Raw genomic sequence first — 14,877 nt, 5'->3', positions numbered from 1 at the left:
CCAGTAAACCGACATTATTATGCAAAGCCCATTTACTACTAAACAGTGAATGGGCTTTTTTGTTTTCTATTCGCTTAATAAATCAGCTTCAGCTTTTACCGATGAATGGCATATAATTCGCGCTCCACGCTGAAAATAATCAATGGAATGATCTTTTGGTGAATAAATATGTGAAAATAATGAATTAATACTTTATTTTCATTTTGAATTGCCGTAAGTTTAAACCATCAGAAAAATACTGAATCTTAATCAGAATTATCATTTGCAAAAACAGTGAGCACTGTGCAATTAGGAGATACACAATGGCATTATGGGGCGGTAGATTTACCCAAGCAGCAGACACGCGGTTCAAAGATTTTAACGATTCTCTTCGTTTTGATTACCGATTGGCTGAGCAAGACATTGTGGGCTCTATTGCCTGGTCAAAGGCTCTACAATCGGTCAATGTTCTAACTGAAGAAGAACAACAAAGACTAGAGCTTGCACTGAACGAGCTAAAACTCGAAGTGATGGAAGACCCTGAACAGATCTTACGTTCTGATGCAGAAGATATTCACAGCTGGGTTGAGCAACAACTGATCGGCAAAGTCGGTGATTTGGGCAAAAAACTTCATACTGGCCGTTCTCGTAATGACCAAGTAGCGACTGACCTTAAGCTTTGGTGTCGTCAGCAAGGTAATCAACTGCTGTTAGCGCTTGATCGTCTGCAAAGCCAAATGGTGAATGTTGCTTCTCAGCATCAAGAAACCGTGCTTCCTGGCTACACTCACTTACAACGTGCTCAGCCGGTAACTTTTGCTCACTGGTGCTTGGCTTACGTTGAAATGCTTGAGCGTGATTACTCGCGTTTGAATGATGCGATTAAGCGTCTAGATACATGTCCGCTGGGTTCTGGTGCCCTTGCAGGAACCGCTTACCCGATGGACCGTGAAGAGTTAGCTCACAACTTAGGTTTCCGTCGTGCAACGCGTAACTCTCTAGATTCAGTTTCTGACCGTGACCATGTGATGGAGCTGATGTCGATTGCATCTATCTCAATGCTTCACCTTTCACGTCTTGCCGAAGATATGATTTTCTACAACTCAGGTGAATCGAATTTCATCGAGTTAGCAGACACCGTGACTTCAGGTTCATCTCTGATGCCACAAAAGAAAAACCCGGATGCGCTAGAGCTTATCCGTGGCAAAACTGGCCGTGTATACGGTTCGTTAGCCGCAATGATGATGACAGTTAAAGCACTGCCTTTGGCTTACAATAAAGATATGCAAGAAGATAAAGAAGGTCTGTTTGACGCTTTAGATACTTGGAATGATTGTATGGAAATGGCAGCTCTTTGTTTTGACGGCATTAAAGTGAACGGTGAACGTACGCTTGAAGCGGCGAAGCAAGGTTATGCAAACTCAACAGAACTGGCTGATTACCTAGTAGCGAAAGGCATTCCTTTCCGTGAAGCTCACCATATTGTTGGTGTGACGGTCGTTGCTGCGATTGCTAAAGGCTGCGCATTAGAAGAATTAACCATCGCAGAAATGAAAGAGTTCTCTGAGGTGATTGAAGATGATGTGTATGACATCTTGACCATTGAATCTTGCCTTGAAAAACGTAGCGCGCTGGGTGGTGTATCACCGAAGCAAGTCGCTTACGCGGTTGACCAAGCTGAGAAGCGCTTATCACAGCGTGATACTTCCATTGTTAAAGTTCGTCCGGCTCGTTTGACCGATATCGAATCGCTGGAAGGCATGGTGGCTTATTGGGCGAACCTCGGTGAAAACCTACCTCGTTCTCGTAATGAGCTGGTGCGTGATATTGGCTCGTTTGCGGTCGCTGAGCATCATGGTGAGGTAACGGGTTGTGCATCACTCTATGTGTATGACTCTGGTTTAGCGGAAATTCGTTCGTTGGGTGTTGAAGCTGGCTGGCAAGGTCAAGGGCAGGGTACCGCGATTGTGCAGCACTTGGTTGAGAAAGCACGACAAATGGCCATTAAGAAGGTGTTTGTGCTGACTCGTACTCCTGAGTTCTTCATGAAGCATGATTTCTTACCAACATCGAAATCTCTGCTACCTGAAAAGGTACTGAAAGATTGTGACCAGTGTCCTCGTCAACATGCATGTGATGAAGTGGCGTTGGAAGTGAACTTGGTAGAGCAGATTATCGCTAAGGTTAATGTTGCATAAGGCATTGATTTTATAGCTCCTAAAAAAAAGATCAAAAATCTGATCTTTTTTGGGAACAAACTAAGAAAAGTCCGGTCTATTAAAGTACCACTGCTTTTTCTTAGAATTTTCTAAGAAAGCCCTAGAATCGATTGGTTCTGGGGCTTTTTTCTATCTGCTGTTTGGGAAATGAGTATGGGGAGCTAAATCGAGGTACTATCGGGTCATTGAATCGGTATTTAGCCGTTAACACTTATCTCAAAAAAACCATCAGTTAACGCTTCTTTTTCCTTAAAGGCAGCACCAAAAACTTCATTATCCAATGCAGTGACAGCAAACTACTGAATGCCAACGCGGCCATCATCAAGGCGATGGCATTGATGGTTTTAGGGTCTTCTCTGAAAAATAACCACCATGCTCCCCAACTTACTAGCGACAACACCATCAGTTGGTTCATACAACGTTGGCAGCGACCGAGTTTGTTGAAGATTTTTTCATTTTTATTGCAATGAACACATGTCATCTTAGGCTTAATTCGCGTTATGCTTGTTGCCTTGATAATACCACGTCACAAGATATTGGATCACGGTGACATAGAGAGAGAAGATCGATGATTGAGCGCCAAGAAACTAAGCAACGCATGAGCCGTATTGTTAAACACAACGGTACTATCTACCTATGTGGCCAAGTTTGTGCTGATGCAACCAAAGACATCACAGAACAAACACAGACAATGTTAGATAAAGTTGAAGCGCTACTTGAACAAGCAGGCAGCGACAAAGAGCACATGCTGTCAGCAACGATTTACTTGAAAGACATGAAAGACTTCCAAGAAATGAACGCAGTATGGGACGCATGGGTTCCTGAAGGTCACGCCCCAGCTCGCGCATGTGTAACCGGCGACATGGCTCGTGAAGTGCTACTTGTTGAGATCTCTGTGATTGCCGCTGAGAAGTAATAGCTAAGTCTTTAGATACAAGCAATGGCTTTAAGAGATTCCAGATACCTCGTCCCTCGGTTCTGGAATGACGTTGCTCTTAGCCAAAAACAAAAAGGAAAGCCAATGGCTTTCCTTTTTAGTATCTAGCGTTTGCTCATTGCTAACGATAATCTGAGATTAACAGCCAGGGCCGCAATCTAGACAGTGTTTCACCATCTCTGGACCAAGGTGAAGTTTCGCATTGAGGTCACGTAGCGCTGTTCGTACACCCTCTTCAATTACTGGGTGGTAGAACGGCATATCTAGCATTTCAGAAACTGTCATCTTGTTTTGGTGTGCCCATGCTAACAAGTGAGCCAAGTGTTCTGCGTTTGGTCCCATCATTTCAGCACCAAGGAAACGACCTGTACCTTGCTCGCCGTAAACGTGCAGAATACCTTTGTTGCGTAGCATCACTCGTGAGCGGCCTTGGTTCTCGAAAGACACTTCACCGGTTGCGAAACAACCACAGGTGCCTAAGCGGGTTATGATCTCTTTGTATGTTTCACCAACCATCGCGATTTGCGGGTCAGAGAATACCGCTGAGATTTTAGAGCGGCGTAGGCCTGCGCGAATTTCGGGGAAACGACCTGCGTTATCACCTGCAATACGTGCTTGATCTGCTGCTTCATGTAGCAGAGGCAGTTGGTTACTTGCGTCACCAGCAATAAAAACTGATGGTAGCGATGTTTGTAGCGTGTAGTGGTCAGCGATTGGCACACCACGTTCATCAAGCTCTAGAGAGGTATTCTCTAGGCCAAGTTTATCTGTATTAGGGCGACGACCTGTTGCTGCCAGTACGTATTCAACGATGTTAGTTTCTAGTTCATCTTGCTTATTGATGAACTGGATTTCGACGCGAGCCTCACCTGACTCAGTGGTAATACGCTTCATGCTTTCGATTTTCACGTCAGCATCTAAATAGAACTCTTCATTGAAGGCTTTGTCTGCGTAAGCCATGATCTCTGGGTCGGTTACTGGGCCAACTTGACCACCCAAACCGAACAGTTTGGTCTTCACTCCTAAGCGGTGCAGTGACTGACCAAGCTCAAGGCCAATAACGCCAGGGCCAAATACGGCAACCGATTCTGGTAAATCATCCCAGCTGAACACGTCATCGTTAATGATCAGGCGGTCGCCAAGTTCATTCCAAACTGCAGGATATGCAGGGCGCGAACCTGTCGCGATAACAATACGCTTAGCGGTCACAACCGTGTGGTCATCAATTTGTAGCGTGTTGTCGTCTAAGAATTTTGCGTAGCCAGAGATCTTGTCTTGCTCTGGGATTTCATCAACACCTTCTAAAACAAAACCAACAAAACGGTCACGTTCAAACTTCACTCGGTCCATTACTTCACGGCCGTTAATCACGATGTCGCCTTGTGGGTGAACGCCAAAAGCCGGAGCTTTCTCGATGTGGTGTACGCTTTCTGCAGCTGCAATCAGCAGTTTAGATGGCATACAACCAACACGAGCACAGGTTGTACCGTAAGGGCCGCCTTCAATCATCACGACACTGTCAGTGTGTGCTTTTGCAGCGCGGTAAGAACCTAGACCTGCCGTACCGCCCCCGATAACTGCTACATCTACATTGACTTGTTTCATAATAATTTTCTCGCAATGGCTAAATTTAGTGTGAACGAACCCCTCCAACTCTGGTGATTTTTTTGAGAGTTAGGATAGCGGGTCAGTTTTGTGATTCTGTTTTATTAGGTTTAGCTTGTGATTCAGATTTTTGTTACTAACTGCTTCTTGTTACTAACTATAGGTTAGTTAAAAGTTAGCGAGTCAGAAGCTGCATCTTTTTCCAAAGCTCAGATAAGAGTGATTTGGAATAGCTAACCCACAAGAGGGTGGGTTAGCTGGTATTACTAAGCGTTTATTAGCGACTAAGTGATTAACCTAGGAAAGCTTCTAGTTCTTCGCTACCACCGATGTGTTTGCCACCGATGAATACTTGAGGAACGGTAGTGCGACCAGAGATTGCACGTAGGCTTACTGTTGTTGCGTCTTTACCTAGAACCACTTCTTCGTAGTTTAGACCTTTGTCGATTAGGTTTTGTTTCGCTTTCATACAGAAAGGACAGCCTGGCTTAGTGAATACTGTGATTGACTCTTGCTCTTTGTGTTCTGGAGCAAGGTAGTTAAGCATAGTATCAGCATCAGAAACCTTGAACGGGTCGCCTGGTACGTCTTCTTCGATGAACATTTTTTCTACCACGCCGTTTTTAACCAGCATGCTGTAGCGCCATGAACGTTTGCCGAAGCCGATGTCGTTTTTCTCAACTAGCATACCCATGCCGTCTGTGAAGTCACCGTTGCCATCTGGGATGAATGTGATTTTTTCAGCTTCTTGGTCAGCTTTCCATGCGTTCATTACGAACGTATCGTTTACAGAAACACAAAGGATGTCATCAACGCCATTTTCTTTGAACACTGAGTGCAGTTCGTTGTAACGAGGTAGGTGGCTTGACGAACATGTTGGTGTAAACGCACCTGGTAGGCTGAATACGATAACTGTCTTGTCTTTGAATAGCTCTTCCGTCGTTACGTTAACCCATGCATCGCCTTGGCGAGTTGGGAATGTTACTTGAGGGATTGATTGACCTTCTTTAGATGCAAACATATTGATTTCCTTAAATAGTATTTTTAATTTTGCTCTATCAGAGCTTAACGTTTTTCTTTGCTCTGTTTCGTTTCGTTGAGCCCATTATTAGATAAATCCTTTGATAGTTCTAATCGTTTGATGTTATGGTTTTGATAGGTAAATCCTATCAAGAGCATTTTTTTTAAAATGTTTCTATTAGAACCCTTGTTCTTATTAAAACCTGAGGTAAGAGACTGATCATGAACATTCGTGACTTTGAATACTTAGTGGCGCTCGCAGAGCATAAGCACTTTAGAAAAGCGGCAGAGGCGTGCTTCGTCAGTCAACCTACTTTAAGTGGGCAGATACGCAAACTCGAAGATGAAATCGGTCTTCAGTTAACCGAGCGTAGTCCAAGAAAGGTAATATTTACAGAATCAGGCTTACAACTTGTTGAGCAAGCCAAACGCATTCTCAACGAGGTGAAGACCTTTAAAGATATGGCGAGTGGACACGGTGAAGCGATGACGGGGCCAATGCACATTGGTTTTATCCCGACCGTTGGCCCATACATTCTGCCAAAAATCATTCCTCATCTGAAAGAGAGCTTTCCCGATCTTGAGCTTTACCTGCACGAAGCTCAGACTCATCAATTGGTGAGTCAGTTGGAAGATGGCAAACTCGATTGCTTGGTATTAGCTGCGGTTGATGAAACGGCAGCGTTCAAAGAAATTGATGTTTATGACGAGCCGTTAAGTGTTGCTGTACCGTGCGGTCACGAATGGGCTCAGCAGGACACTGTCGATATGCTGCAGCTCAATGGACAAACCGTACTGGCGCTAGGTGACGGTCACTGTTTAAGAGACCAAGCCTTGGGCTTCTGTTTTGCTGCGGGTGCAAAAGATGACAAACGTTTTAAAGCAACCAGCTTAGAAACTCTGCGTAACATGGTCGCGGCGGGGGCAGGCATTACCTTGCTACCTCAGTTATCTGTGCCAAAGGAAAAGCAGAAAGATGGAGTGTGTTACGTACCTGCGGTGAATCCAACACCTTCACGTAGAATTGTCGTGGCTTACCGTCCGGGATCTCCATTGAAGGGACGTTTCGAGCAACTGGCTGAAACGATTCGAACTCAACTGGAGAAGACGGCTTAGCGCTTGAGTTTAGTCTGGTCAGATATAGATATAAAAAAGGGTTGATATGAATTCATATCAACCCTTTTTATTGGTCCATGTTGCTAGTCTCAAAAAACTATTTAGAACAGTTCTTCTACCGCTTCACCTGAAGAGGTGGAGTAGATGTCATCATTGAATCCTTCAGTGACGTATTCAGTCGGCTCTGTACCTTTCTCGAAGTATTCGAATATTGACGAGCTATCGGACTTGTTAGTTAGTAATCCTGTATCACGGTCAATACGCACACGAACGATGTTCTCTGGGATTTTTTTGCGCTGCGTTGGAACACCAGCCAGCGCAGTACCCATAAATTCAATCCAAGCCGGTTGCGCTGTTGAGCCTCCAAACTCACCTCCAGAAACTTGACTTTTACCAAGGTTAGCATTGGTTGTTGTTCGTCCTAGCTTACGGTTATGATTATCAAAGCCAACCCATACCGTTGCAACTATGTCTGGGCCATAACCGTTGTACCATGTATCTTTTGCGTCGTTGGTGGTACCTGTTTTTCCACCAATATCACGACGTTTCAATGGTTGCGCACGCCAACCTGTACCGTTCCACCCTGTACCTTTTCTCCAATCACCGCCCCCCCAGATGTTGCTGTACATCATTTCACGAACAAGGAATGCATTCTGCTCAGAGATAACCTGAGGTGCGTATTGAACTTTGGTATCTACATCTTGCTCGGAAAACTCATCTGCCATTGGATCGGTTGTGATGGTTTGTTTGCAATCTTCTTTACAGACGACTTTTGGCGTTGCTTCAAATTCAGTCTCGCCAAATGGAGTGTCAATGTGGCTGATGTAGAAAGGTTCAACGTAGTAACCGCCATTAGCGAATACTGAGTAACCTTGCGCTACCTTCATTGGCGTTAAGCTACCCGCACCTAGTGCAATAGTTTCAGAGTTGGGTACTTGGTCAATATCAAAACCAAATCGAGTTAGATAGTTGCGTGTTTCATGGAGGCCAACCTCACGCAGTACACGTACCGCCATCACATTTTTAGACGTTGCGAGGCCTATACGCAAGCGAGTTGGCCCAAAGTAAGTTGGTGGCGAGTTCTTTGGCCGCCATGCCGTACCTTGGCTCTTATCCCATTGATTGATAGGCGCATCGTTGATCAGTGATGCCAACGTTAGGCCTTTATCAATCGCCGCTGAGTAGATAAATGGTTTGATACCAGAACCAACCTGACGAATAGATTGCGTCGCACGGTTGAATTTGTTGTGAACAAAGTTAAAGCCACCCACCATCGACAGTACAGCGCCGTTGTTCGGGTTCATTGCAACAAAAGCGGTGTTCGCGTTTGGTACTTGGCTTAGTCGCCATACAACAGGTGTCCCAGTTTCCGTTGTTGCTTCTTCTGTTGGCTCTTCAGAGACTTCGTCACCTGTTACCGCTTCATGGCGAACCCAGATCTGTTCACCAACCGCAAGAATCTCTTTTGTTTGAGATGGGTCAGGCCCTTGGCGATTATCTGTTAGGAATTTACGCGCCCAGTTCATGCCTTGCCATTCGATAGATCCTTCGCCTTGGTTTTTAACCCAAATCTGTGCACTTTTCGAATCAACGTCTGTTACAACGGCAGGGACAAGGTCACCGTAAGTTGGTTGAGACTTAAGGTGCTTAACGATTTGTTCATGATCCCAAGCTGATTGCTCGGTTTGCCACAATACTTTTACAGCACCACGGTAGCCGTGACGTTCATCGTAGCCAAGTAGGTTCTTAATCGCGGCTTGGTTAGCGGCTTTTTGCAGTTTTGAATCAACGGTCGTGTAGACCTTCATGCCTGACGTATAAGCAGCTTCGCCGTAGCGTTCCACCATCCAAGCACGTGCCACTTCAGCAACATACGGCGCACTGAGTTCAATCTCAGCACCGTGGTATTTGGACATAAGTACTTCATTACGCGCTTCATCGTACTCTTCTTGAGTGATGTATTGCTCGTCTAACATACGGCGTAATACCACATTACGACGGTTTGTCGCGCGCTCAAGAGAATAGATAGGGTTCATGGTTGATGGTGCTTTTGGCATACCCGCAAGCGTAGCGATTTCACTCAGAGTCAGTTCAGGGAGGTCTTTACCAAAGTAAACGCGTGCAGCAGCGCCAAAGCCATATGAACGGTGGCCTAGAAAGATCTTGTTTACGTACAGCTCCATGATTTCTTCTTTGCTGAGCAATTGCTCAATATGGATCGCAATGAAGATCTCCTTGATCTTACGCATGATCTTTTTCTCATTAGATAAGAAGAAGTTACGCGCAAGCTGCTGAGTAATGGTACTCGCCCCCTGTTTTGCTGAACCCGACATGGCAACCACGAGTGCTGCTCGTGTGATGCCGATTGGATCAATACCAGGGTGCTCATAGAAACGGCTATCTTCGGTGGCAATCAGAGCCTCAACTAAGTGGCGAGGAATCTCGTCATATGTCACTGGATTACGACGCTTTTCGCCAAATTGAGAGATCAACTTACCGTCTTGACTGAAGACTTGCATTGGCGTTTGGAGTTCTACGTCGCGCAAAGTGGCAACATCAGGCAACTCGGGTTTTACGTAATAATAAAACCCGAAAATTGTACTGACTCCAAGAATCATGCAAATCAATGTAAATATGAATAATCGCTTTATGAACTTCACCGGATAATCCCTGATTAGTTAAGGCTGATAAGCAGCAAACCCTTGTACTCTAGGCTAAAAACTTAGCTTTCGTTTATTAACGCTTATTTAACTAATAATCACAACCCCTAGATAATCAACGAAATGCTTGGCACTTCAGGAGCTAGGTCACATGGGTTCATCATTAATTACAGGTATAGATATCAATCATCACAGCATCAAAGCCGTGGTACTAAAACCCGTGGGGGAGTTGTATGCCCTAGTGGGATACAAAGAGCTGCCGATTTCGGACGACATTTTTACAGCTAACCATACTTTGGAGTATCAGAAAACTGTTAAGAAACTTAAAGAACTTAGGAAAGGATTGCCTTTTGGCTGTCGCAACGTCGCCATTTCGGTACCTGATAACACGGTGATCAGCAAAGTATTGCAAATAGAGAGTGAGTTAGAAAACAGAGAAAAAGAGTTTTCTATCTATCAAACCTTCGCTCATCAATCTCCCTTTCCTATCGAGGAGCTGAGTTTAGATTTTGTAAAGCTGGAAGACAAACGATTTGGTAAAGGATCGATAAGCAGTTATCAGGTATACGCTACTCGTAAGGAAGTGGTGGATAGCCGAGCGGATGCATTAACTAAGGCTGGCTTTAAACCTGTGGTGGTGGATACGAAGGCGCATGGGCTACTTAATATCTGGCAATTGGCTTCGCATTTGTATCCCAATAAGAATAACTGGCTGCTGGTAGATGTTGGAATCGACCAAACGTCGCTAGGGATTATCCCGCAGAATTCAGCGCCTTTCTATAAAGACATCGCTTTTGGAACTCAAGATCTTCGCAGCTCAGATAACCCGAGTGATATAGAAGGTGTGTCCGGCACGGCTGAAGAAACCCATCAATTCATTGTTAATTTGATTGAGAAGCTCAAGCGTCAATTACAGCTCTATTCATCAGGAAATGCGCAGCAACCTATCTCTGGGATCTGGCTGATGGGTGAGGGAGCCAGCATTCCTATGGTAACCGAAGAACTAGAGCGCCATTTTCAGCTGAGCTGTCAGTCATTTAGTCCTTTGTCTCTATTTGAGAACAAGGTCGCCAAGAGACGTCGACTGCCAATGGACTGGCAACATTTTGGCATTGCCGCGGGTATGGCGATCAGTGGACTCAAGTGGCAGGGAGAAAAGCATGTTGCATCAAATTAACCTACTGCCTTGGCGCGATGAGATTCGTGCTCAGCATGAGAAGCGTTTTGTTCATTTAGTTATTCTTGGCGTCATCATTGCGCTTGGTGGGCAATGGGCGGTCGGTAACTATTTTCACGACCAACAAGCCAAGCAGCAAGCACGCCTCAACTACCTCAATCAATACATTGCAGAGCTCGACCAACAAATTCAGTCACTGAAAGTCGCGGAGCAAGAACATAAAGCGATCCTGACTCGACTCGACGTCGTGGAATCCTTACAGCTTGGTCGTAACAAGACCACCGACTTTATGAACCTGATGCCGGAGCTGATTCCTGAGGGCGTCTATGTTGACGAGATAAAGATGAATGGTCAGGAAGTTGAAATGTCTGGCATCAGCGACAGCACCGCTCGCCTTGCGACTATGTTGGATAATTTAGAGCGCTCCGAGTCACTTGAAAGTGTCGAAATGCACTCAATTGTTCATAACCGCAAGCGCTTCAATAAGGACTTCCAGACCTTCAAGGTCTCTTTTGTGTTCAGCCCTGTTTCTTTAGACAACACAACCGCGAAGATAAAAGAGAAGGGGGCGAACCATGGCTAGTTTTCAAAATATGGCCAGTTTGCAAGGCCTCGATGTCGATGAGATCACGGAATGGCCGTTGCTGCCCCAGCTCTTAGTCATTCTTGTATTGATGGTGTTAATCCAAGGTGTCGGCACTTGGCTTTATGTGTTGCCACTCGACGATGAATTGCAACAGATGAAGCAACAAGAACAAACTTTAAAGACGACCTTGCGAATAAAGGCCAATAAGGTTGCGGCCTTACCTAAGTTGCAGAGCCAGTTGGATGAGCTAACCATCCGCTACGATTATCTGTTAGAGCAATTACCCGTTCAAAAAGAACTAGCCAGTATGTTGGCGTCTGTGAATGAACTCGGCTTGGATAATTCGCTGAACTTCACACGAATCGATTGGGGACAAAAGCAGAACAAGGAGTTTCTCTATCGTTTACCGCTCAATATCGAGTTGACAGGTGAATACCACGAGATAGGCGACTTCTCTGCGGCTATCGCCAAGCTGCCGCGTATCATCAGCTTTGATGATGTGAATTGGCAACGAGTCAGCCAAGAAAGCAGCACGTTGCACTTTAGGGTTCGAGCTTATACCTATCAGTTTAAGTCGGAGGTCAATGATGAAAGCCAATAGCGCGTTTTATTCAATCTTGTTGCTGCTTGCACTATCAGGCTGCAAAGCCAATCAAGATTCACTCGAAGACTTTGTGTTGCAGATTGAAGCCAAGGCGAGAAAAGACGTTGAGCAACTTGTCCCTGCGAGCGAGTTCCTGGCTGCGACTTATCAGCACCGAGCCTTTCGTCCTCCCTTTGAACTTCCCAAAGAAGCCATTGTGCAAAACCAACCTCTGGTTAAGAAAGACTGTTGGCAACCGAGCGTACGTTCTCGCAATGGCAAGTTAGAGAAGTACCCGCTGAGTAAGCTGCGTTTAAGAGGCGTGATGGGCAGTGGCTCAAGTGTGTTTGGGCTAGTGCAAACCCCAAAAGGCAACGTGGTAAACGTCAAGAAAGGCCAGTTTATTGGCCTAAACAATGGCCGAGTGACTAAGGTGACGAACCAGTACGTTCAGATTAATGAAACTCTTCCAGATGGCTTAGGTTGTTGGCATAAGCGCAACGTTAGGCTGGCTCTGAAGTAAACCAATACCACATGATGTGGATATGAGATGTAACGATGATTAAAGGAATAAGCGAGATAATGAACAAAGGGCTACAGGTTGCACTGCTGTCTGTGATGTTGTTTTTTAACGTACTGAGTTACGCAGAGGCATCATCCAATAATTTGGACAACATCGATTTCAGGGTCAACAAGAACAAAGATGCGGTCATCATTATTGAATTAGCAACCAGCACTGCGGTGATCGATGTTCAAAGGGTCCAAGAAGGGCTGAGCATTGAACTGCTCAATACTAAGGTTGATGACGACAAGCTCTACTTGTTTGATGTAAAAGACTTTACCACCTTAGTTGAAGGAGTTGAGGTCTTCAGAGAAACGCCGAGTACCCGACTGTTAGCCACGATCGCCGATGATTACCAATACGAGTACAACCTAAAAGGTCGCTTTATCGAGGTCATCGTGAGTAAGCCGCTGGTTAAAGAGAGCGCCGCAGAGAAGAGTGTCTTAGAGAAAGAGGGCAAACTCATCTCAATTAATTTTCAAGACATTCCAGTTCGTAATGTTCTTCAGCTCATTGCCGATTATAACGATTTTAACCTTGTGGTGTCTGACTCGGTTTCAGGGAACCTCACTTTGCGGTTAGATGGTGTACATTGGCAGCAAGTTCTCGACATTATCTTGCAAGTTAAAGGCTTGGATAAGCGTGTTGATGGCAATGTCATCTTGGTTGCGCCGAAAGCTGAACTTGATCTTCGAGAGCAGCAAGCCCTAGAAAAGTCTCGTTTGGAAGAAGAGTTGGGCGAGCTTAAATCGGAAATCATCAAGATTAACTTTGCTAAAGCCACCGACATAGCCGATATGATTGGTGGGGAAGGGGCGGTGAGTATGCTGTCTGACCGCGGTTCGATGACCATTGATGAGAGAACCAACTCACTGCTCATTCGTGAATTGGAAGAAAACATTGCGGTGATACGAGGCATCATTGAATCATTAGATATTCCCGTGAAGCAAGTACAGATAGAAGCGCGTATTGTCACTGTTACTGAGGGTAATCTTGATGAGTTAGGGGTACGCTGGGGCGTTTCTTCGACCAACGGAAGCTTCAAAGTCGGCGGCTCAATAGAAGGTAACCACCCATCACAATTTGCACCGTATCACGATAATGGTGGGGATAGTGCGATTGACGATTACCTCAACGTTAATCTAGGGGTGACATCGCTTAATGCATCAAGCATTGCGTTTCAGGTGGCTAAGCTGGGTTCAGATACCTTGCTTGATCTTGAATTGTCGGCACTGCAACAAGAATCAAAAGCTGAGATTATTTCTAGCCCACGCTTAATTACCACCAATAAAAAGCCCGCTTACATTGAGCAAGGTACTGAAATCCCTTATTTAGAATCCTCTTCCAGTGGTGCAACTTCCGTCGCATTTAAAAAAGCGGTCTTGAGTCTTAAGGTCACACCGCAGATAACCCCTGATAATCGTCTGGTACTAGATTTGAGTGTCACTCAAGACAGACCTGGCCAGGTTGTGAAAACGGGAACGGGTGAGGCTGTGGCAATTTACACCCAAAGAATTGGCACGCAAGTGCTTGTTAATAATGGTGAAACGGTTGTTCTCGGCGGGATATTTCAACACAGTGTTAGCAGCACAGTTGACAAAGTTCCTCTGTTGGGAGACCTGCCAGTTTTGGGGGCTTTGTTCCGTCGCAGCTATGAAAATGTAGGTAAAAGTGAACTGCTTATTTTTGTTACACCTAAAGTTGTGATTCAGTAATGAACAATTAGATTAAAAATAAAGTTGCATTAGTGGCACCTAACCTTGATAATTTCGGGTCTTATCACGAATTATCTGTGAGGAATCGGTGCCACGGGCCTTTTAATTTCAGTACTTGTACTGACCTACCTTGTGGCGATGTCATTGAATTAACGTTGTAAATTACTGCTAAAAACATGGCTGAGAAACGCAATATTTTTCTTGTTGGCCCAATGGGCGCCGGCAAAAGTACAATTGGTAGACACCTAGCTTCCCAACTTCATATGGAGTTTTTAGACTCTGACACTGTGATCGAAGAGCGCACTGGCGCAGACATCGCATGGGTTTTTGATGTTGAGGGCGAAGATGGTTTCCGTAAACGCGAAGAATCTGTAATCAACGATCTGACAGAAGAACAAGGTATTGTTCTTGCGACAGGTGGTGGTTCAGTACTGAGCAAAGAGAACCGTAACCGTCTATCTGCACGAGGCATTGTTGTATACCTAGAGACAACAATTGAAAAGCAACTTGCTCGCACTAACCGCGACAAGAAACGCCCTCTACTTCAAACAGACAACCCGCGTGATGTGCTAGAAGATCTAGCTGTATCTCGCAACGCACTATACGACGAAGTGGCGGACTACACAGTTCGTACTGACGATCAAAGTGCAAAAGTGGTAGCCAACCAGATCGTAAAAATGCTAGAAGAACGTTAAGTTTATTTTTTCGGAGAGCAAAC

At 45.1% G+C, this 14,877-nt stretch carries 13 protein-coding genes; 9 read left to right on the top strand and 4 right to left on the bottom strand.

Annotated elements, in window-relative coordinates; all coding sequences use genetic code 11:
- The first annotated feature begins 302 nt into the window (after positions 1 to 302).
- Positions 303 to 2,177, top strand: coding sequence for an argininosuccinate lyase (argH, locus tag ACMAZD_RS16155; RefSeq protein ID WP_017086009.1), 1,875 nt, complete (start codon positions 303 to 305; stop codon positions 2,175 to 2,177).
- A 253-nt stretch (positions 2,178 to 2,430) separates the two neighbouring features.
- On the opposite strand, the gene ACMAZD_RS16150 is transcribed toward argH, so the two are convergent.
- The gene (locus tag ACMAZD_RS16150) at positions 2,431 to 2,679 is read right to left on the bottom strand and encodes a DUF3624 domain-containing protein (RefSeq protein WP_102314086.1); all 249 of its coding nucleotides are present in this window, start codon (positions 2,677 to 2,679) and stop codon (positions 2,431 to 2,433) included.
- Between the two features lie 87 nt (positions 2,680 to 2,766).
- Between ACMAZD_RS16150 and ACMAZD_RS16145 the strand changes: the two genes are divergently transcribed.
- Positions 2,767 to 3,114 carry a RidA family protein gene (locus tag ACMAZD_RS16145; protein ID WP_372213112.1) on the top strand — a complete coding sequence of 116 codons (348 nt, stop codon included), beginning with the start codon at positions 2,767 to 2,769 and terminating at the stop codon, positions 3,112 to 3,114.
- Positions 3,115 to 3,273: 159 nt separating this feature from the next.
- On the opposite strand, the gene ACMAZD_RS16140 is transcribed toward ACMAZD_RS16145, so the two are convergent.
- Together ACMAZD_RS16140 and ACMAZD_RS16135 are read right to left on the bottom strand one after the other, a co-directional pair.
- Positions 3,274 to 4,740, bottom strand: coding sequence for a dihydrolipoyl dehydrogenase (locus ACMAZD_RS16140; protein WP_435247932.1), 1,467 nt, complete (start codon positions 4,738 to 4,740; stop codon positions 3,274 to 3,276).
- Between the two features lie 292 nt (positions 4,741 to 5,032).
- Positions 5,033 to 5,761 (bottom strand): glutathione peroxidase, encoded by a 729-nt coding sequence (locus tag ACMAZD_RS16135; protein WP_017073712.1) that lies wholly within the window; start codon positions 5,759 to 5,761, stop codon positions 5,033 to 5,035.
- Between the two features lie 221 nt (positions 5,762 to 5,982).
- On the opposite strand from ACMAZD_RS16135, the gene oxyR reads away from it, so the two are divergent.
- Entirely contained in the window at positions 5,983 to 6,876 is an 894-nt protein-coding gene (gene oxyR / locus ACMAZD_RS16130; RefSeq protein ID WP_435247931.1) for a DNA-binding transcriptional regulator OxyR, read from the top strand.
- Positions 6,877 to 6,977: 101 nt separating this feature from the next.
- On the opposite strand, the gene ACMAZD_RS16125 is transcribed toward oxyR, so the two are convergent.
- Positions 6,978 to 9,536: a penicillin-binding protein 1A gene (locus ACMAZD_RS16125; protein ID WP_435247930.1), complete on the bottom strand. Its 2,559-nt coding sequence runs from the start codon at positions 9,534 to 9,536 to the stop codon at positions 6,978 to 6,980.
- Between the two features lie 151 nt (positions 9,537 to 9,687).
- Between ACMAZD_RS16125 and pilM the strand changes: the two genes are divergently transcribed.
- From pilM to aroK, 6 genes are all read left to right on the top strand, one after another.
- Positions 9,688 to 10,713 carry a type IV pilus assembly protein PilM gene (pilM, locus tag ACMAZD_RS16120; RefSeq protein WP_435247929.1) on the top strand — a complete coding sequence of 342 codons (1,026 nt, stop codon included), beginning with the start codon at positions 9,688 to 9,690 and terminating at the stop codon, positions 10,711 to 10,713.
- Positions 10,697 to 11,296: a PilN domain-containing protein gene (locus ACMAZD_RS16115; protein ID WP_435247928.1), complete on the top strand. Its 600-nt coding sequence runs from the start codon at positions 10,697 to 10,699 to the stop codon at positions 11,294 to 11,296. Before pilM ends, ACMAZD_RS16115 begins: the two co-directional genes overlap by 17 nt.
- Positions 11,289 to 11,900, top strand: a complete 612-nt coding sequence (locus tag ACMAZD_RS16110) for a type 4a pilus biogenesis protein PilO (RefSeq protein WP_435247927.1) — start codon at positions 11,289 to 11,291, stop codon at positions 11,898 to 11,900. The genes ACMAZD_RS16115 and ACMAZD_RS16110 overlap by 8 nt, the downstream gene beginning before the upstream one ends.
- Entirely contained in the window at positions 11,887 to 12,405 is a 519-nt protein-coding gene (locus ACMAZD_RS16105) for a pilus assembly protein PilP (RefSeq protein ID WP_435249394.1), read from the top strand. The genes ACMAZD_RS16110 and ACMAZD_RS16105 overlap by 14 nt, the downstream gene beginning before the upstream one ends.
- A gap of 35 nt (positions 12,406 to 12,440) precedes the next feature.
- Positions 12,441 to 14,159 carry a type IV pilus secretin PilQ gene (locus ACMAZD_RS16100; RefSeq protein ID WP_435247926.1) on the top strand — a complete coding sequence of 573 codons (1,719 nt, stop codon included), beginning with the start codon at positions 12,441 to 12,443 and terminating at the stop codon, positions 14,157 to 14,159.
- A gap of 176 nt (positions 14,160 to 14,335) precedes the next feature.
- On the top strand, positions 14,336 to 14,854 hold the full coding sequence (aroK, locus tag ACMAZD_RS16095) for a shikimate kinase AroK (protein WP_004729664.1): 519 nt from the start codon (positions 14,336 to 14,338) through the stop codon (positions 14,852 to 14,854).
- Positions 14,855 to 14,877 lie beyond the last annotated feature (23 nt).

The organism is Vibrio sp. nBUS_14, from assembly GCF_051201655.1.
Classification (GTDB): domain Bacteria; phylum Pseudomonadota; class Gammaproteobacteria; order Enterobacterales; family Vibrionaceae; genus Vibrio.
This window is presented reverse-complemented; position numbering and strand designations above follow the sequence as displayed.